Raw genomic sequence first — 20,161 nt, forward strand, 5'->3', positions numbered from 1 at the left:
TCAGCAAGTCAATATAAGTGACTTGCTGATTTTTTATATCATCAAAATTTAGAATCAAACTTTTACATCATAGCTCGCCCAGTGAAGATAATAAACAGCAAATAAAACAAAGCATATTTTTTCATCATTTACGTAAGTAATGAAAAAAATAGATGATTTTCCAGTGCTAGCTTGCTATAGATTGTTCCTCAAATATTCTTGAAACTTATCTTGAAACTGCAAACCGCTACCTACTCTGTATTTACTTAACTTGTTATTGAGCGTAAGTCCCCATAGGATGAATTCGGTCAGAAAATAGAAATCTTCAGGCTTCGTCTGTGGCTGATACTGCTGTATCAAACTGCGGATAGGTGTCACTTCGTCCAATGCATGTTCGTAATCTACATCAGTGAGTTCATCGGATAATTCAATACCCTCCGATTCCGAGAACCAGCGGACAATATCATCGTAGGGATAGCGTTCATTTTCCTTTTCAAACTTCTCAATTTTTGGAAATAAAGTAAGAAATATACTTTTAACGGCATTCTCAATCAACTGAATTGCCACAGTACCGGCTCCCTCCTGCTCACCTTCATATACGAGCTCAACCTTACCGGTTATAGCCGGCACAATACCCATAAAATCGCTCAATCTTATTGCTGTGGCCGGAGCTCCATTTTTGAGCATCCGCAGTTCGGCAGTACTTAATAAGTTTTGAAATGCGGTAATACTCATACGTGCGCTTACACCACTTTTTTCATCAACATATTCGCTATTGCGGGCTTCAAAACTGATCTGCTCAATCAATTCACGAGCCAGTTCTGGAACATATATTTGTTCTTTTTGTGCCGCTTCCAAGTTAGCTTCCTGAGCAGTAATGGTTTTCGCAATCGCTACTGTTTCGGGGTAATGTGTTAATATCTGTGATCCTATCCGGTCTTTTAGGGGCGTTACGATACTTCCTCTGTTGGTGTAATCTTCCGGATTTGCAGTGAACACAAACTGGACATCCAACGGCAGACGTAATTTAAATCCGCGGATCTGGATGTCTCCTTCTTGCAATATATTAAAAAGTGCTACCTGAATTCTCGCCTGAAGATCGGGCAGTTCATTGATAACAAATATCGAGCGATTTGCCCGTGGAATCATGCCAAAATGAATCACACGATCGTCTGCATAGCTCAGTCTCAGATTTGCGGCTTTGATCGGATCTACATCGCCGATCAAATCTGCGACAGTTACATCCGGAGTAGCCAGTTTCTCTGCAAAACGATCACTTCTATGAAGCCAATCAATCGGTGTATCATCACCCTTTTCCTTTAATAGTTCTACAGCATAACGCGATATTGGGTTATAGGGATCATCATTAATTTCAGAGCCTTGTACCACAGGTATATATTCATCTAATAGATTAACCATAAGTCTGGCTAGACGTGTCTTTGCTTGCCCACGAAGACCTAGGAAATTGATATTATGTTTGGAGAGGATAGCTCTTTCTAGTTCTGGAATAACGGTGTCCTCGTAGCCGTGTACTCCAGTAAATACGGTTTCGCCGTTGCCTATCTTTGTAATCAGATTCTGACGCAATTCTTCTTTTATCGTTTTAGGTTTATAGCCAGAAGCTTTTAGTGCGCCAAATGTTGTTATCTTCGTGTAATCCATATGTTTTTATAATGAAGCGCAAATGCTGCGCAAAATGTATATCTTATTAACGTAATTGTTTATCGTATTCTCTTTCTACGATTTTCTTCGTAATCCTCAAAAATCATTTCTCCGAGATCTCCAAGTCCTGTATAGTAAGCCTTTCCCTGATTTGAAGCCGTAAATTCGTCAACAAATTCCTGCAGATAGGGATCTGAAGTGATCATGAAGGTTGTAATGGGTATTCCCAGCTTTCTGGCCTGTGCGGCCATACTATAGCACTTGCTGGTGATAAAAGGATCTAAACCCATCGGATTTTTATAGTAACTACCATCAGGCATGTTTAAACAGCTCGGCTTTCCATCAGTAATAATAAATATCTGCTTGTTAGCATGCCGTTTACGTCTGAGGATCTCCATCGCCAACTTCAAGCCTGCGACCGTATTGGTGTGAAATGGTCCTACTTGCAGATAAGGTAGATCTTTTATCGCTATAGGCCAAGCATCATTACCAAAAACGATGATGTCCAGTGAGTCCTTGGGATAACGTGTCAGGATAAGTTCTGATAAAGCCATAGCCACTTTTTTTGCGGGTGTGATCCGGTCTTCACCGTATAGGATCATACTATGGCTGATATCAATCATCAACACGGTACTCATCTGTGATTTAAACTGGGTGTCTTCGACAACGAGATCATTTTCTGATAAGGCGAACTCTCCTATTCCATGATTAATCTGCGCATTTTTAAGGCTCTCCGTCAAGGCTATTTTCTCAAGGCTGTCTCCATACTGATAGTTTCTGAAATCGCCCATATTTTCATCACTCCGCCCCTGGTGATTGGTTTTATGGTTGCCGGACTTACCTTTTCGCATCTTTCCGAAAATCTGATCTAAGGCATGTTGACGTAATGCTTTTTCCAGCTTTGAGGTAATAGCTGAGCTACCACTGCCACCTGGTTCCAATTTTTCTCTGATGTATCCTTTATTCTTCAGATCTGCAATGAAATCGTCAACGGTATATGCTGAAGTGGTCAGTTTAAACTCTTTGTCCAATTGCCGCAACCAATCAATAGCTTCATTAAAATCACCGGAGGTGTGTGTAATCAGTTCCTTGAAAATATCAAATAATTTGTCAAAAGGCGTTTGAAACGGCTCGTCATATTGCTTAAAGATAAAACCCTTATTTCGTTTCGTACTGTTCATGGATTCATTTTATTAGCATAAATGAAGCTATTCGCATATTGTAATCGGAATAACTTCTCAGGTTGAATTTACGAAATAAAAATCCTTATAAAGAATTCAAGATTCTTTGTGATATGAAGAATAATTTTTGTGGCAAGAGGGTTTTGAACTAGTCCTTTTTGTTGCAAAGATTAGATCACTTCCATCAACAAATACTATCGAATCTATATTGCCTAGAATAAATCATTCTTAACAATCTGATATCATCTCTCAAAATGTTGAATCATAAATGCAAAAATTAGCTTTATCTCGCCTTTAGCAGCTCGGGGAAAATTATGCGATTCGAATATTCGGTAAACGCGATATATTTAATCGCTATTTATATGATTTTTAAATGACGAGGTATTAAAACTGATAGAATTAAAAAAGCGATAAAAAATATCTGGATAATGCGCAGATTTTATTATTTGTATCACATATTGTTCTGGTTTATTTTCAGTTATTAAAAGATTAATATTTGCATGAAGTTTTAGAAATTCATTTAAATTATTTTTGAATCTTTTATTTAACATCATATAAGTTGAATGATCTATTTTTCTATTTTGGCTTAACAAATAATCTAAACAGGATAATTAATAAAATAATTCTTTTTTGAAAAAAGTATTACTTTAATTATCTTCAAAAGATGGTCTGAACAATAATCTATACTATCAACTAGTACAATAGCATCATCAAGTGTTTGATTATTGTTCTTAAATCTACTTGATCTGTAAAATTCTTCTAAATTTTCATGTGGCATCCACTTTAAAAAAATTATATTCATTAATAAAATCACTTCTATACGAGAGTTTGGACAATATAGTAATCATTTCCTGTTCTGAAATTGGGTTCCTAACTACTTGTTCAATATCTTTCATTTTGCCCATTTTAATAACTATATCAATTATTGGATCGTCACGAACCTATTATATTATCACTTTTTAAGCCATTTTAATTTTTTCTGTTGAAGATTCCCATCACCTTCAATTAAAAGCATTCCACTTTTTTCCAATTTTTCTCTTATCGATGTAATATTAGGTTTTAATTCATTTATTTCTAATAGTAAATATGCATCATTTTGATAAACGAAAGGCAAATTCCCATGATTCTCGTGTTCTAAATAATAAATTACTTTACTTATAGGTTTTCTATTCATGCGTCCAAAATCACTTATAGAGCATTGAAAAATTTTAATAAAATCGGCGGACAAATTATTTCTATTATTTACATAAAAACTTGCGATATATAGCTTTATACCCATTTGAAGTTTTTCATCTGGTATTAATGTATGATCTATATAAAGATTGACCTTTTTAAGATCTTCATTATAAATTATTGATGTATCATCTTTATCCATAAGAATATAAACCTTCTTAAACTCTTGATGAAGAGAAATGAATAATGTAACGATAAATAATAAAATTTTCATTTTTGTATAGTATGAGTTATAATTCAATTTTGACTATTGTCTATAGCATGGTTTAATCCCTAATAAGTGAGTAAACAATGTAGATGTTACTATAATTCTGTTCTACGTCATCTAAATTGCTTCAACGACGAAAACTAAGGATAAAAAACTACTTTTTCCTCTTTAGCTTAATTTTTATTAAATTGCTATTCTTCAGTTTTTTTACCAAAATATACGACCAATGTGGACTTTTACAGTGAAAAATAAAATTAAGGCTGCGATGTTGTTTTTCTCTGTCCTTTGTTTGGTGATGTTGACCAATATTCAAGAGCAACACTTGGTCAAAAGAATTAATGAATCGGTAACTTCTTTATATTCGGATCGCTTAGTGGTGGCTGATTATATTCACAAGCTTTCAAATCGCATGGAGAAATTACTTGTCTTACTATCTGCACCTCAATATTCATCTAAAAACGTTAATTTGGAACTAGATAAAATCAAGCAAATCAATACACTTTATGAAAAAACTGTGCTAACAGATAAAGAAAATGTCAATTTTAATACATTTAAAATCTATATTCAACAAATAGCGCAAAATGTTAATGCCACAGATCATGCTAAAGCTATTGAGATCAGCAAACAAGCACGACAAACTTTAGAAACATTGTCTTCGATTCAATTGGAGGAAGGAAAAGTCAAGCTAGATGAAGTAATCAGTATGACGAGCAGAAGTAGATTAATGTCTTACATCGAAATCGTGATCCTAATTGTTATTGCAATATTAATTCAAATTTTGGTGTTTTCCGCTAAAGTTGAGATGGGTGCAAAAGTTCCAAAAGATCATAACTTAAATTAATTGCTTCCTGTAAATTTGAGTAATTATGAATTTTGAACAAAAATTTATAATTTTATTATCATAGCCATAATTATGAATTATATTATTTTACTATTTCTGATATTATTCACATCTTTTTCACAGATCTGCTTTGCGAACAAAAGAGAAGATTTCAACATAGATGGTTCTCACCCAGATACGACATATATCTATTTTAATAATAATGGAGAAATTATCACTTCAAAGAAAGATTCATACTCCTATCAAAAAATAGTTCCTTATGGAAACGATTCATTAAATCTATTTAATATCACAAGCTATTATACTGATACAGATTCTTTAAAATCTAATGGTTACAGTGGTAGGCTTAATAATCCATTTGAATTTGGTCTCAAATATATTGGTGAACTTGTTTCTTATTATCCCAATGGCAATTTAGAAAGTTTAGAAAAGTTTAACGAATATTCAGAGCCAATTGATTCTTCATATTATTATTACCCAAATGGTAAGCTAAAGATGATTATTGTTCATGAGGAAATTGGTAAAAAAATATTTTCTGGAACAACAGATACTCAACCTTTTTACTTATTGTATCTCGATTCCATTGGAAATTATCTTCTTAAAAGGGGAAATGGTTTTTTAAGAATTGAGAATGCGAGAGAAGATTATACAGAAGGTGAATTAAAGAATAATGAAAAAGTGGGAAAATGGAAAGGTAGGAATATGGGAACTTTTTATGAAGAACTTTACCAAGATAATCAATTGGTTCAAGGGAAAAGATTTAAAAAAAATGGAGAAGTTATTATATATTCTCAAGAAAATGTAAGAAGTATGGCTACATATCCAAAAGGAATGGATGTATTTATGAAGTCATTATATAAAAATCTAAGCATACCCCAAGACCTCATAAAGGATGTATCAAGTCAATCTATTTCTGTCACCTTTACTATTGATCGTGGCGGTAATACTAATAATTTTCGAATTTCTGAAAAAGTACCTTTAAAAGTACGAGAGCAAATCGTTAGTGCAATAAAACAAATGGGGAATTGGAACCCCGGACGGTTGCAAGGTATGGAAGTAAATATGGATTATACAGTTCCAATCCGAGTTAAATAAATATTGCTTACGACTATCACATTACCTTGTCAATTTTAATCGTTTAAAAGAGAATCGAATCTAAGTAAAAACTAATATTCCTATGAAAATTATTATGTATGTTTGTTTTAACGATAATCATTCAAACCTAAACCAAATATGAACTTTTATTATTCTGCTCTTTTTATTGTCAGCAGCTTAGCGTTTTCCCTATCTTCGTGTGCGCAATCAAAAAACCTATTTAACGGCAAGGACTTAGCTGGCTGGCATATCGATGTTCCAGAAATGGACAAAAATACGACTGTAAAAAGCCCTTTTCTTGTCAGAGATGGGATGCTGGTAAGTATGGGTAATCCAAATGGCCATATTATAACCGATAAGTCGTATAAAAACTATAGTCTGGATGTCGAATACCGTTTTGCAGGAAAATCAGGAAACTGCGGTGTACTGGTGCATGCCTCTACTCCACGCGCGCTTTATGGAATGTTTCCAAAATCTATTGAAGTACAGATGATGCATGAAAATGCGGGAGACTTTTGGTGTATTGTGGAGGACATTAAAGTACCAAATATGGTTGAGCGTCGAGGTGAACCTGCTGAATGGGGCATTACAGAAGATAAAAAACGTCGGATTTTGAATCTTACCGACAATTCTGAGAAACCTCTTGGTGAATGGAACAGTATGAGGATTGAATGCTTAGACCGGAAGATAAAAGTATGGGTAAATGGTGACCTTGTAAATGAAGGTTACGACTGTACCGCAAACAGTGGTCAGATTGCGCTTCAAGCTGAAGGTGCTGAGGTTGAATTCCGTAAGGTTTTACTAACGCCAATAACGCAACTTTCTAAATAAATGATAATGACAACAAAGCATTCATGCAAGTCTAAGCAATCATGCATTTGCAATAGTTAGTTAGTTGCTATAAAAAAATGAAAATCTAGAAAGCCATTCCTAACGGAATGGCTTTCTAGATTGATGACACTTTGTAGCATTCTGTTCAGATTTACTGTTTACATTCAAAATCGATAGTCTCAGGCGCAACTCTTTCCAGATCCGAAAAGGCTCCATTTACTTTATAAATTATACCCTTTTTTATATTTAACAAGCAAGTGATTTTATATATTTGCAAAAAATCAATAACTTAAATAAATATAAATAAACATGGGCAAAATTAACTTCATCTTATTTTTCTTACTTTTTCAACTCTCATTTGTATCGGCTCAAGAAAAAGTAAAAGTCATATTATTAGGAACTTATCACTTTAATAATCCTGGAAATGATATGATCAAACAAAAAGACAGAAATATATTATCTAAAGAAAGCCAACAAGATTTAGAAGAAATTACGAATAAAATTAAGGCATCTGCTTATAAACCCGATCAAATATTTGTCGAGAGTAATTTTAACAAAAAGAACGAATTGAATGCAAACTACCAATCATATTTAAAAGATCAATATCACAAGTTCACAGATACAATAAAAAGAGAACGGTTAAAAAGATATTATATCGAAGGTGAAACTTTTCAATTAGGTTATAGATTAGCGAAAAAATTAGAACACCAAGAATTATATCCTATTGATAGTATGATAGAAATGAGATTTGATATTTTATTAAAAGAGGTAAATTCAAATCCAGCTTTGAAAGAAGAATTTAGTAAAATTAATGCCTCTTTGTCGGATAACTGCCTAGAAAAAAGCAATCTGAGTGATATATTTATATGTATAAATAAAAAGTCCAACTTGGATAAAAACATTGGTTTTTATATTTCATTTGCTAATAAAGTGATGACTAATAAAGATTATTTAGGGTCCAATCTCGTTACTGACTGGTATAAAAGGAATTTGGTTATGTACGCTAATATTCAGAATCAATTAAAACCTCATACCAAAACTATTCTTGTTCTGGTGGGGAGTGGACATGCTGCTATACTAAGACAGTTTTTTGAGGTCGATAAAAACTTTGAACTTGTTGACTTAACGAAAGTCTTCGATGCTAAGTAAAAACTCTTCCTCCAGAAATAGCGAATAAACTATAAACAGAATGTCATTATTTATTTAAGATAATGGCATTCTTCATTTTTCGATCTTTGTTAATATTGAGGAGAATATCAAGAAAGTCAAGCGTATTTTTAGTAGTTTAAAATTGTACTTAAAAGAAATGCTAAAAATTTAAACACGATTTGTATTCGCTGCTTATCTACCCTCATATCGAGTGCAATTTTTGCAATTCAAAACACCGCTCTACTGCTTTATCAATGTTTTCAAAAAAAAATAGTTTATTATTTTCAATGGGGTCTAAAAAAATAAGACTTTTGGTACGACCAAATTTACGAACTTCAAAAGTAGAGGTATCAATTACTGCCAATTTAAAACCCCGCCCAATCACCTTGTTCACCAAAAGAGGGATATAAACATAGTAACCATCAATAATTGCAGGCCCACCAAATAATCCTGAAATCTTAACTCCATTAATCGTGAGGTGTCCAATTTCTGGTCCACCTTGACAAATTTCTGTTAACTTCAAATAGGTTAATTCGATCACTCTTGTACTTTTTTGAAGATTAAATTGAATTGGGTCTTCATATTTATTCATCATAATATTTATTTTTCGCAGTTTTTAGTTTAGCAATTCTTATTCAGTGAATGTAATCTAGTTAATGCTAAAATAGTTTAGTTAAACGGCTCATTACCGAATTGTAGAATATGACAAGCAATCACTCTAGTAATTTCTTTCATTTCAAGTGGGTCATGAGTAACTATGAAAAAGACTCCGTTATTATTGACACCTAAAAAGTCTCCATCACTAAGCTCCTTTAAATGGAAATATTCAACCCCCTCTATACTTGAAATATAAACATCACTGCGATTTATATGCTTTAATTCCGCTGATGTCAAATATTTTTTAATTAGCCTAAATCCTTCTTCGCCCCACACTTTCTTTTTAATATCTCCATAAAAAATATTTTTAATATCGAATTCAAAAGTACTGTCTTTCAGATCACTTGAGTAACCTAAAAAGATATCATGAGCAAAATACAGTGTTATTACTATATTTCTACTTGAGCGCCGATCTTTTATTATTAGGTTCTCTAATTTATAATTATATACCTTATAATTTTCAAATTTTTTATAAAAGGAAGTTGGATATATGAAACTAATCAAATTTAGAATATCAGATCTATTAACACCTACTTTTTCAATAAAATTTAGTTGCGCTATATAATGTTTATATTCAACACCTAATTGATTTAATAGTTCATGGAAAACATCAATTTCCCAGCTTTTTAGTGCTCTAAATTTATTTTTAAATAACCTAAACATCTTTATTTATTAAAACAGCTCATGATAGTGATATCTGTTTTTCTATGATACTTATATATTATTGTCCCCAAAAATAAAAACTTACATGTTTAAATTCGAATATCAGAAAGCTGTTTTTTAAATCCAGCAATTAATCCTTTGTTTATGCCGAATTTGCTGTTTACCGACTCCTTCTGTACACAAATAATATTACCCAATGCGTCGTCAACGTAAATGATGCAGCAGGAACTGGTGATATAAACCATCAAAAACTAAGTTCATACATATCCCCTTGATCACCATTACACTTAAGAAATATATCCTTTGGAATAGTTTCAAAGTCAATCCTAGTCATTATCGATCCATCACAATCAATTTTTTGCTTATTATCAAAGAGTAACTTATTGCGATCTAACTTAACTGGTAAATCATTAATTGCTCCTAGCACATATTTACCAAAGTATCTTTTTTTATAATCATATAACAAAATAATTCCTGTTGTATGTCCATTTGGGCCCCATATTCTCCCCCAAGTTAAAATATGATATTTAATTTTGTCTTTAGTTTCGACCTTTCCTAGATAGGTAATTATGACATCATTTAAGTAGTCTTTCCTATCACTCTGATTGAATGTAAAAGACTTACCAATAACATTTTTTAATATAACAGATACAACGATATCTTCTTTCTGCGGAGAAACATCAACAGAAGATAAACAGAAAAATATAAATCCTATTACAAACTTCATCATGGGATTTAACAATCCATCAACTTAATTCTTAAGTGTTATAATAACCATTCCAAAAGTGCTGGCAAATTCTCCATAAAGGGCATCATAACTTTTAGATTTCTTAAACGAGATTTCAGAGATATCTTCTTTCTTGATTCGTGCAAGCTCCCTACTTTTCATTAATTTAGTATCTGAAGCACTTGTCATAATCAGTACAGAAAAGTCACCCTTTTCTAAAGCTGGCTTCACACCATAATGAAATATTGAAGAGTTTAGATAGATATTTTCTACGAATGCTTGCAAACTTTCTTCTTTTGGATGAGAAACCAATGATTGATCCAATAAATTTTTCCTTGACGAAGGCACAATTTTATTCTGCGCATAAATTACTTCAATAGATGCAACTAGTCCTAACAAAATAAGCGTTTTGATTTTATACATAATTAAAGTTGTTTATATCCTACTTTATACAGACAAGTTAAAAATAAAACTTGCATAATGATCATTGAAATATTATAAAGTTCCTTGTTCGAGCAAGATGTATTAAAAACGATATATATTCTATACCTTTAAATATGCAGTCATTCGTTTCCATTTTATGCGACAAATATGGAGTTTCTTCCGAATTAGTCTCTCAGCTTCTATTGAAGATGGAGAAGAAATCATTTGGTAAGCATGAACTCGTTATGGGACCTGATAATCGGAAGCAAAATTATTACATCATAAGCGAAGGGATCTGGAGGGGTTACCGGATTTTTGATAGCGAAGATAGAACGCTATGGTTCGAGCGTTATGGCGACATCCTATATTCAGAAGCTTCTGCAGATTATAGGATTGAATCAATTTCCAATAGTTCAGCTTATGTCATATCCAAAAATGATCTTGACATACTTTGTCAAGAGTCCCATGAAATTTCAAATCTAATTCGTACCATTTTAGAACAATACTATTTTGAAATTACAGAATGGCTCATCATGCTCTGTCAACCTACTGCTCGCGCACGATATCTAACCGTTTTGGAAAAAGATTCTGAAGTATTTCAGCTTGTCCCACAGAAGTATATTGCTTCTTGTCTGGGTATGACTCCGCAATCACTAAGTCGCATTCGAAGGCAAATCGTAAAGTAACAGTCGAAGTTACCAAATGTTCACGTTTACGGATCTTCAAACCTCTAATTTTGCATTTTAAACTCATTAATGTAAAAAAAGATGGAAGCAAACGTAGAAATAAACAACTGGAAAAATAAATTCGGGATCATTTGGACAGGACAATTATTCTCTATCTTGAGCAGTTCAATCGCTCAATTTTCCATGGTATTGTGGATCGGAATAGAAACTGAGTCTGCAGAAGCTCTTGCTTATGCTGCCATAGCAGGTTTGTTGCCACAGATACTTTTAGGACCATTTGCAGGTGTGTTTATAGACCGATGGAACCGCAAATGGACCATGATCGGTGCTGATTTTTTTGTTGCCATCTGTTCAGCAATCATTGCCTTGTTCTTTTACTTGGATATCGTTGAATTATGGTCTATCTATATTTTACTGATGCTTAGATCTGTAGGAAGTGCATTTCATGCTCCAGCTATGAAGTCTATTATACCGGTTATGGCTCCTAAATCTAAACTGGTTCGTATTGCTGGTATCAATGAAATTATTCAGTCAATATCGATCATATGCGGGCCCATGTTGGGTGCTGTATGTTTATTGACATTTGGCATGAGTACTGTTATGTTACTAGATGTAGCGGGTGCTATTATTGCTTGTACATCATTACTGTTTGTCTCGATCCCTCATGTAACGGATATCGGAAAATCTGCGAAGAGTATTTTACAAGACATGAAAGGAGGCGCAACGGCGATTCTGAGAAATAAAGGTATGTCCTGGCTGATGGCTTCTGAAGTGGTGGTCAATTTCTTTGTTATGCCCATCGTCGCGGTAATGCCGTTGATGACATTGCATTACTTTCATGGATCAGCTTATCAGGTTAGCTTGATCGAAGGATTGTATGGAATTGGTTTACTCGTTGGTGGTGTTATTTTAAGTGTGTGGAATCCGAAGTTAAAAAAAGTGACATTAATTATATTCGGGTTTTCTGGATTAGGGCTTGTTCTTGCATTATGTGGCGCATTACCTTCTAGTTTCTTCATCACTTACGCCGTGTTGACAATTGGGCAGGGATTAGCGGTACCGCTTTTTACAGGCCCGTTTACAGTATTGATACAAACACAATTTGAGTCGGTCTATTTAGGTCGTGTATTCGCTTTATATGGTAGCTTAAGCCAGTTTCCAGCTATTATTGGTTTACTCTTTGCTGGTTTTATTGCTGACGAAATCGGTGTTGAAAAGCTTTTCCTTTTTGGGGGTATCATTGTGATGCTGACAGGAGTTTCTTTGTTCTTTATACCAGCTGTGCAACAGGTGGAACATCAGGTGCATTAAGGAAGTGTCAGAACTTTTATCGACCTACTTTTTGAAGAAAAATGTCTAACATGGTCCATTAACAGATGTATCAATGTGTTCTTCGTTTGGCATTTAAATTTTGAACTATTTAACAAGAATATTTATTAAAGAAAGCCGTTTGGAATACCAAACGGCTTTAAAATTGATTTAAATTATACCTTTAAGCTATTTTATATTTGAATATATTTTCGAAATTGTTCAGAATGTACTATAGATACAGTGCTAATCGATATTTATCTTATAGATTGCTGCTGCTTCTGTATCATCAAACAGATGAATTTGCTTAACTAGCTTTTTCTTCATCATTTTCACGATGGAATGATAGGCCGGATCATGATAGACATTATGAAGTTCTTGAGAATCTTTTTGTAAATCGAAAAGTTCCCATGTCTCCTGACGTTTATAATATCGGATTAATTTGTAACGGTCATCACGTACTCCAAAATGTGGGCTGACAGCATGTTCTCCATTTTCAAAGTAATGATAGAAAAGATCTTTCCGATGTTCTGTTGATGGGTTTTTGAGCACATGTACAAAAGACTCGCCCTGCATGTCCTTCGGTTTTTTGACTGATGCAAGTTCCAGGAGAGTCGGTGCAATATCGGCATTGACGACCTTTCCATTGATTTCAGTATGGGGTTTTAAAATTGGCGGGTAGCGCATGACCATTGGTGTACGGAAGGACTCTTCATACATCCACCGTTTATCAAACCAACCATGTTCGCCCATATAAAAACCTTGATCGGACAGATAGATGACAACTGTATTTTCCTTTAATTGCTTATTGTCTATGTAGTCCAATACTTTTCCGATGTTCCTATCCATGGATTGTGCTGTATTGAGGTAATCGGTCATATAGCGCTTGAACTTCCACTCGGCTAAAGCTTTTCCGGTCAACTTGGATTGCTTAAGTTCTTCATAAATCGGTCTGTAATAATTGATGTATTTTTCTTGCTGTGCTGGTGTCATTCGTTTGAAATTACCATCCTGCATCATCGCTTCAACAGATTCGAACATCTTTAGATCGTAGCCCATGCGCATATCCTTATCAATAGACATCTCCTGAAGCTTGGCTGGTTTACGGCTTTCGTAATCGTCGTAAAAGGTTTCCGGCAATTTAAAATCGACGCTGTCATAGGTGCCAAAATCTGCAGGATCGGGCATCCAGGTACGATGGGTAGCTTTATGACCGATAACCAAGCAAAAAGGTTGTTCTTGATTTATGGTATCGAGCCACGTTAAAGCTTTATCGGTCACAATATCTGAAACATATCCCTCACTTCGTTTACGTCCCTGTTTACTGATAAAATCTGGATTGAAATATGTGCCTTGATCGACCAGAATGTCAAAATAATTGAATCCTTGTAATTTGTCTCCCAAATGGATTTTACCGACCCAGGCGGTATTGTACCCGACCTGCTGGAGCTGTTTGACAAATAGATCTTGACTAAAATCAAACTCGGAGGTCTCATTATCCTTAAAACCATTTTTATGGCTATACTTTCCGGTCAATAAAGTGGCCCTACTGGGGCCACATATTGAATTATTGACAAAAGCATTTTTAAAAATAGCACCCTCATTGGCGATACGATCTATTTGGGGTGTTTTTCCATATTTTGAGCCATATGCCCCTATGGTTTGATATGCATGGTCATCGGAAATAATGATGACGACATTGGGTTTTTTTTGTCCATAAACATGTCTTCCTGTAGTCAAGGCAAGTGCTAGAATTATAATAAAACTTAATTTCATGATCCCTTTTGTTTAAAATTGATAATTACTTCTTCTTTGGAAGTCGAGTTTATTTTGACCCAGCCCGATCGATCTTGACCTGAATCATTGGCCTTAATCGTCAGTTTCTGTGTGACATTACCAGAGCCGTATTTGCGTTCCATAGTGTACCACTGTACGTTTGCAGGTAAAGTAACCCACCAACCATTGGTGGTCCCCTCAATACTTATGGTATAAGTACTTGCTATTTTCTCTATTTCGTTTGTCACGGTACTGGTCACCTGAAATGGACCAGCGACAGGTTTAGCAGGAAGGTCTTCTTTTTTGCAAGCAACTAACGCGAATAAAATGAGGAGTATAAGGAAACCGATGTTTCCTTTTTTATAAATGAATATCTTCATGATAGTGATTTTACCAGTTTGGGTTTTGTTTCCATTTGCCATTTGTCAATTCAATCATCCGTTGTTGGATGGGAAGTAAGTAATCTCGATCGACTCTAAAGCGATACCCATTTGGCAATACTGCTTTATAAGGATCCATATAGCGCATAGCATCACCAGGATTACCGGACAAAAAGAAATTGACTGTTTTTCCTGCTGGCGCAGTGTCATAGTATAACAGATTGTCTTTGTAAAAACCTGTAGTGTTATTTTCTTGCGCAATATTGCTTCCTGTAAACAGAATTCCCAAAGGTCTTTTGCCAACAAGCAATTGATCTGCCGCTGCCCAACGTAAAATATCTTGTAAACGATGTCCCTCGGCTACGAGCTCGACACGTCTTTCTCTTCTTACTCCCTGTACGAATTTGTCTAGCTGTGCAAATGGGTAGTTTGCTGCAGTATTGTACTCGCGATCGAAATCCATGTCCGGCATATTAACACGGGCACGCAACGGTCGTACCGCTTCAATAATTTTACTCGGATCTTCCTTAAGTTCAGCTATAGCTTCGGCATAGTTGAGTAATACTTCTGCATAACGGAAATAAATGACAGGAGCAGCACTCATGCCATCATCAGATACGGCAGGAAGACTATTGTACTCGACATATTTGTACATCGGGTAACCTGTAGTTGAACGATTGAATCCACTTTGATTGATCGGTGGAAAATTGGCGGCAACAGCATCAGGTCGTAAAGGCGCCTGTGGCACTACTGCTGTTTGTGCTAATCGTGGATCACGAACTGTAGGTTTTAAATCTTGGCTGTATGTTTTTTGCGCTTCGGTCTGTAGTGTACCTACAAAAGGTTTACCATCTGCTGTTAAGTAATCACTCACGAGACTCTGGGTCAAACCGATATCTCCCCCTCCTGTTGATAGATATTTGGAAACACCGTGACCGACATTTTCTGAAGGATTATAGCGTCGATATAATAGAACCTCATTGTTTGTAGAAAGATTTGCCGTATTAAACATATTGCGATAATCATCATTGAATTTTCCAGTGGTATATATTTTCCAGCGATTACCATCTATAATGGTCTTGGCGGCATCACGTGCTTGAGTCAGATAACTCTTAATCTTATCTTCTGTAGCTTCCGTGCTCGCAAATGATGTCCCTTTTAATTTATGGTACCTTTGCCATGTTCCTTCATAAAGACCAACACGTGATTTCAATGCCAGGGCCACATCACGGTGAACACGCATACTCGCATTGGTAGATACAGTAGGTAAAAGATCGACCGAACGGTTCAAGTCACTGAGGATAGAATCTACGATCATAACACGACTGTCCCTTGCTAATAGCGTAGATTCATCTTCGGAACTCAACAATTGATTGACCCAGGTGACATCGCCATATTTTTTCACCAACTCAAAATAATACCAAGCACGAAAGAAATATGCCTCACCTAGATATTTGTTGATCTCAGTTTGATTTCCTTTTGCATTTTTTGATTGCTTTAGAAAAAAGTTGATTGATCTTATTTGCGTATATTCACTGATACTTGAAGCATTAGCAACCGTTAACTGTCCGCTAAGTCTCGGATCTACACTGGTAAATATCATGTTATCGGTACGTGCGTCATCAAAAGCAGGCCCAATACCACCGGTAAAATTCGGATGACCGGGTAAAGTTTGATAGAACTGATTGACATACAGTTTTAGCTCATTGGTCGAGGATAAACTCCCTGTTGTGGATAATTGATCCAATGGTTCTCGATCCAAAAAATTGCTATTACACCCTGAAAACACAGTGATACTCACTGTAATTAGGCATAAATATAAATTATATAGTTTCATGTTGCTCGGGTTAGAAATTAACGTTTAGACCAAAAGAATACACTTTACTTAAGGGATATATCTTCCCTGTACCTGAACCTCCATTGATGGTTTCTGGGTCAAACATTTTCGCCAATGGACTAAAAGTCAATAAGTTTTCGCCACTAACGAATACATTGATACGCTCGAACTTCCAGCGTTGGATCAGTGATTTAGGGATATTATAACTGATGGTCAGGTTTTTGAGGCGTAAATATGCAGCACTTTGTAAATAACGGGTTGAAGATAGCTGGGTCTTATTGATATAAGAATTAATGGCACCTGCAGGTGCTGCATAAGGATTGGGATAGTAAGCATCGGGATTACTTTCGGAGAAGTAATCTAAATGTTGTTTGAAAACGGTCACTTGCGCTAAAGCACCTGCTCCCCAGAAGTAAGCATCGGCCACTGCTGGACTAAAATCTCTTTTACCAATACCTTGCCAAAGCATATTCATCGATAAATTTTTCCACGTTAATCCACCAGAGATACTATAGCTATACCTTGGGGTGCTGTTTCCGATAATGGAAATGTCGCCCATATCACCTAAGCGATTGGTTCCATTATTGATTTTTCCATCATTGTTGATATCAAGGTACATGACATCTCCAGGGATCCAATCGCGAGCGGACAAAAATGACTGATCCAATTCATTATAAGCATCTGCTTCTGCCTGTGTACGGATTAATTGATTGGCGGTATAGCCCCAGATTTCACCAGATGTCTTGCCCTCGTACCATTGTCCACTTGGATCAAATTTTGTTGGATTTTGATATTTCGTAACCATTGATTTGTAATCTGTGAGGATTAAGCCCAAATTATAGCTCCAGTCTTCGGAAAGCTGATCACGCCATTTGACATTAACTTCCCAACCGCGTGTTCTTAAATCAGCATTGTTACTTTTTGCGGGTACTGTACCGAAAAGATCGGCTACATCTCGAGATGGACCGAGCATATCTTTGGTGTTGCGCTGATAGATATCAATTGCACCGGTCAATCTGTATTTGAATGCCGTAAAATCAAGACCAAAATTGGCGCTACGTACAGTTTCCCAGGTGATCAATGGATTGAAAGCACCCGGAGCGTTGATATAACTCTCGCGGCCATTTTCAAAATAATACCTTCCTCCTGCTCCGTTGGCACCTGGTACGATGATGCTCATGTTTTCCGAGTACGCATAGAGTCCTGCTCCAGCCTGATTTCCTAATGATCCGTATGAACCTCGTATTTTCAGCTGATTGACCCAGCTGACTTCATCTTTAAAGAAGGACTCTTCACTGATGTTGTATGCCGCCGATACCGATGGAAAGAAGCCCCAACGATTGTCGGGCGCGAAACGGGAAGAACCATCATAACGGCCATTGACTTCCAAGAGGTATTTTTGGTCGAAATTGTAATTCAAACGCGCAAAGAAACCACGTGTTGCCCAATGATTACGTGCTTCTTTACTTGATTTGGTTCCTGTCGACAGGTCTATACCCGGACGATCGAAGCTAATCAAATCACTAGCGGATGTGTAGATTTCTTTAAACTGATCTAGTTCTTGCTGAAAACCCGCCGTAACATCAAAATTATGGTTGTCTAGCGATAATTTGTAGTTGGTATAGATGTTAGGTGTAAGGTAATTGTTGCTGTTCATTTTACGCTCAAAACTGCCTCCTAATGGAATATTGTATTCAGAACGATTTACAAGATAAGAAGCTCCATCAATGCCATAAATTGTGCCTGGGAGTTTTAAGATATCATTAGCATCATTATCTAACCTATAATTGAGATCGGCAAATATCTTCCAGTTTTTTAAAGGACTTATTTCCAAACCACTTAATATTGCTAGTGTATTGTTTGTCAAATCGTCTTTTGTACCCGACTGTAAATATGGAACCATGGATTGTTCATTCCAATTACCATAAAAATCGTAAGGTGATACATTGGGACGCATACGCGCTAAATTATGGAAGAACATGTCTTCATATCCTGCTAGAGGCGTTTGGTTATTGCTTCTGGTATATTTAACATTGGCTTTTAGTTTTAGCCAAGAGGTCAGATCTGAGGAAACTGAACTGTTGAAATTATAGCGTTTATAGTCGATATCTGCATACCGCAAGATTCCTTCTTCGTTGTAATAACCTGCCGATACGTAAAATTGCGTACCTGCATTGCCTCCACTCATGTTTAGTGTATAATTCTGACGTAGAGCAGTTGGTTTATAATGCAGATTGAACCAGTTGGTGTTAGCAATTCCATTGGCACTGTTTTCCCAGCTTGCATAATTGTTGGTGTTGACTTCTGGAAAAATCGAAAGACTGCTTGGATCATTGATATACTGTTGCAATAGCGCAATCTTGTCTTCCGAATATTGCTTCGTACCCAATGCATTAAAGGTCGCTGCATTGAAGAAGTTGGCAAATTCTACGGAATTAGCCATATCGGGTAATCTAACAGGTGAAGTAATTCCGGTATTGCCGGTAAAACTGATTACTTTTTTTCCAGCTGTACCTTTTTTGGTTGTTACCAATATAACTCCATATGCTGCTCTTGATCCATATATAGCAGATGCCGACGCATCTTTCAGTACTGAAATGTTTTCAATATCGCTTGGATTGATATCTGCAAGTGACATCTCCATTCCGTCTACAAGTACATATGGGCCATCTGTTCCGCTGATGTTTCCAACTCCGCGTACATTGAGATTGAAACTTTGACCAGGCTTAGTATTTCCTCCAACGCTGACATTCAGTCCCGGTACGATCCCTTGTAAGCTTTGTGTTGCATTGACAACGGGCCTGTTTTCAAGTTCACGTCCGCTAATTGCGGAAACGGCACCGGTCAAATTGACGCGCTTTTGTGCTCCATAACCAACGACAACGACTTCTTCAAGTTGAGCAAGATCCTCGGCTAACTGAATAGATTGAAAAGCAGATGAGTACGATACCTCTCTTGATACAAAACCGACACTACTGATTAAGATCGTACTTTGTGTATTTTTAACCGCAATCGTAAATTCTCCTTTTTCATTTGTAAGTGTACTCCTATCAGATCCTTTTTCCTTAATGGATACTCCTGGTAAAGGTTCGCCTTTGCTATCGATGATCTTACCATGAAACCTGGGGTCCTGTACTACGATTGGTGAAATAATAATCCGGCCACCATTGATCTCCTGCATTTTAAGACCTGTTTTTTCTAAAATAGGTTCTAACAATTCATTCCATGGTTTTTTAATTGCATTTACATCGCTGATCACAAATTTGTCAATCTGGTTGTCATTGTAGATAAAACGTAGATCAGTTTGTTTTTCGATCAGCTGTAGTAAAGTTTTAAACTTTATGCTTTTGTTTTTTAAAGTAATGTTGCCTTGCGCAAGTGTCGAATTTGCATAACTGTTGTAGCCCAAAGCTACAATAAGCAACAGCGTAAATTTTACCATGAAGAGCCACTTTAGGTAATAAAGAATTGGCACATGACTGACGACATGTGAATTTTTTTTCATAATTTAGATATTAGAAGTTA

General features: G+C 35.8%; 17 protein-coding genes. 6 read left to right on the forward strand and 11 right to left on the reverse strand.

Features of this window, described 5'->3' with window-relative positions:
* Window positions 1–174: 174 nt before the first annotated feature.
* From FHR29_RS07900 to FHR29_RS07910, 3 genes are all read right to left on the reverse strand, one after another.
* Window positions 175–1,641: a sigma 54-interacting transcriptional regulator gene (locus tag FHR29_RS07900; RefSeq protein ID WP_168126397.1), complete on the reverse strand. Its 1,467-nt coding sequence runs from the start codon at window positions 1,639–1,641 to the stop codon at window positions 175–177.
* A gap of 59 nt (window positions 1,642–1,700) precedes the next feature.
* Entirely contained in the window at window positions 1,701–2,822 is a 1,122-nt protein-coding gene (locus FHR29_RS07905; RefSeq protein ID WP_183913621.1) for a VWA domain-containing protein, read from the reverse strand.
* 952 nt (window positions 2,823–3,774) lie between these two features.
* Window positions 3,775–4,269 (reverse strand): hypothetical protein, encoded by a 495-nt coding sequence (locus FHR29_RS07910; RefSeq protein WP_168126395.1) that lies wholly within the window; start codon window positions 4,267–4,269, stop codon window positions 3,775–3,777.
* A gap of 220 nt (window positions 4,270–4,489) precedes the next feature.
* On the opposite strand from FHR29_RS07910, the gene FHR29_RS07915 reads away from it, so the two are divergent.
* From FHR29_RS07915 to FHR29_RS07930, 4 genes are all read left to right on the forward strand, one after another.
* The gene (locus FHR29_RS07915) at window positions 4,490–5,104 is read left to right on the forward strand and encodes an MCP four helix bundle domain-containing protein (protein ID WP_168126394.1); all 615 of its coding nucleotides are present in this window, start codon (window positions 4,490–4,492) and stop codon (window positions 5,102–5,104) included.
* 72 nt (window positions 5,105–5,176) lie between these two features.
* A complete protein-coding gene (locus FHR29_RS07920) occupies window positions 5,177–6,199 on the forward strand; it encodes a hypothetical protein (RefSeq protein WP_168126393.1) in 1,023 nt (340 codons plus the stop codon).
* A gap of 138 nt (window positions 6,200–6,337) precedes the next feature.
* Entirely contained in the window at window positions 6,338–7,030 is a 693-nt protein-coding gene (locus FHR29_RS07925; protein ID WP_168126392.1) for a DUF1080 domain-containing protein, read from the forward strand.
* A gap of 309 nt (window positions 7,031–7,339) precedes the next feature.
* Window positions 7,340–8,179, forward strand: a complete 840-nt coding sequence (locus FHR29_RS07930; protein ID WP_168126391.1) for a DUF5694 domain-containing protein — start codon at window positions 7,340–7,342, stop codon at window positions 8,177–8,179.
* A 202-nt stretch (window positions 8,180–8,381) separates the two neighbouring features.
* On the opposite strand, the gene FHR29_RS07935 is transcribed toward FHR29_RS07930, so the two are convergent.
* The 4 genes from FHR29_RS07935 to FHR29_RS07950 form a co-directional block, all read right to left on the reverse strand.
* Complete coding sequence (locus FHR29_RS07935; protein WP_183913623.1) at window positions 8,382–8,774, reverse strand: hypothetical protein; 393 nt, start codon at window positions 8,772–8,774, stop codon at window positions 8,382–8,384.
* A 74-nt stretch (window positions 8,775–8,848) separates the two neighbouring features.
* Window positions 8,849–9,499 (reverse strand): hypothetical protein, encoded by a 651-nt coding sequence (locus FHR29_RS07940; RefSeq protein ID WP_183913625.1) that lies wholly within the window; start codon window positions 9,497–9,499, stop codon window positions 8,849–8,851.
* 244 nt (window positions 9,500–9,743) lie between these two features.
* A complete protein-coding gene (locus FHR29_RS07945; RefSeq protein WP_183913627.1) occupies window positions 9,744–10,229 on the reverse strand; it encodes a hypothetical protein in 486 nt (161 codons plus the stop codon).
* Between the two features lie 21 nt (window positions 10,230–10,250).
* Window positions 10,251–10,649: a hypothetical protein gene (locus FHR29_RS07950; protein WP_183913629.1), complete on the reverse strand. Its 399-nt coding sequence runs from the start codon at window positions 10,647–10,649 to the stop codon at window positions 10,251–10,253.
* A gap of 134 nt (window positions 10,650–10,783) precedes the next feature.
* On the opposite strand from FHR29_RS07950, the gene FHR29_RS07955 reads away from it, so the two are divergent.
* The gene (locus tag FHR29_RS07955) at window positions 10,784–11,335 is read left to right on the forward strand and encodes a Crp/Fnr family transcriptional regulator (RefSeq protein WP_183913631.1); all 552 of its coding nucleotides are present in this window, start codon (window positions 10,784–10,786) and stop codon (window positions 11,333–11,335) included.
* Window positions 11,336–11,416: 81 nt separating this feature from the next.
* Window positions 11,417–12,646: an MFS transporter gene (locus tag FHR29_RS07960; protein ID WP_221197824.1), complete on the forward strand. Its 1,230-nt coding sequence runs from the start codon at window positions 11,417–11,419 to the stop codon at window positions 12,644–12,646.
* Between the two features lie 243 nt (window positions 12,647–12,889).
* Here FHR29_RS07960 and FHR29_RS07965 read toward each other — a convergent pair whose 3' ends face one another.
* From FHR29_RS07965 to FHR29_RS07980, 4 genes are read right to left on the reverse strand one after another with little or no spacing between them, the layout of a single operon-like run.
* Window positions 12,890–14,419, reverse strand: a complete 1,530-nt coding sequence (locus FHR29_RS07965; RefSeq protein WP_183913632.1) for a sulfatase — start codon at window positions 14,417–14,419, stop codon at window positions 12,890–12,892.
* Window positions 14,416–14,799, reverse strand: a complete 384-nt coding sequence (locus tag FHR29_RS07970) for a BACON domain-containing protein (protein ID WP_183913634.1) — start codon at window positions 14,797–14,799, stop codon at window positions 14,416–14,418. The genes FHR29_RS07965 and FHR29_RS07970 overlap by 4 nt, the downstream gene beginning before the upstream one ends.
* Before the next feature lie 10 nt (window positions 14,800–14,809).
* Window positions 14,810–16,636, reverse strand: coding sequence for a RagB/SusD family nutrient uptake outer membrane protein (locus FHR29_RS07975; RefSeq protein ID WP_183913636.1), 1,827 nt, complete (start codon window positions 16,634–16,636; stop codon window positions 14,810–14,812).
* 10 nt (window positions 16,637–16,646) lie between these two features.
* Complete coding sequence (locus FHR29_RS07980) at window positions 16,647–20,141, reverse strand: TonB-dependent receptor (protein ID WP_183913638.1); 3,495 nt, start codon at window positions 20,139–20,141, stop codon at window positions 16,647–16,649.
* Window positions 20,142–20,161: the final 20 nt, after the last annotated feature.

It is taken from the genome of Sphingobacterium sp. JUb56 (assembly GCF_014191365.1).
GTDB lineage: Bacteria > Bacteroidota > Bacteroidia > Sphingobacteriales > Sphingobacteriaceae > Sphingobacterium > Sphingobacterium anhuiense.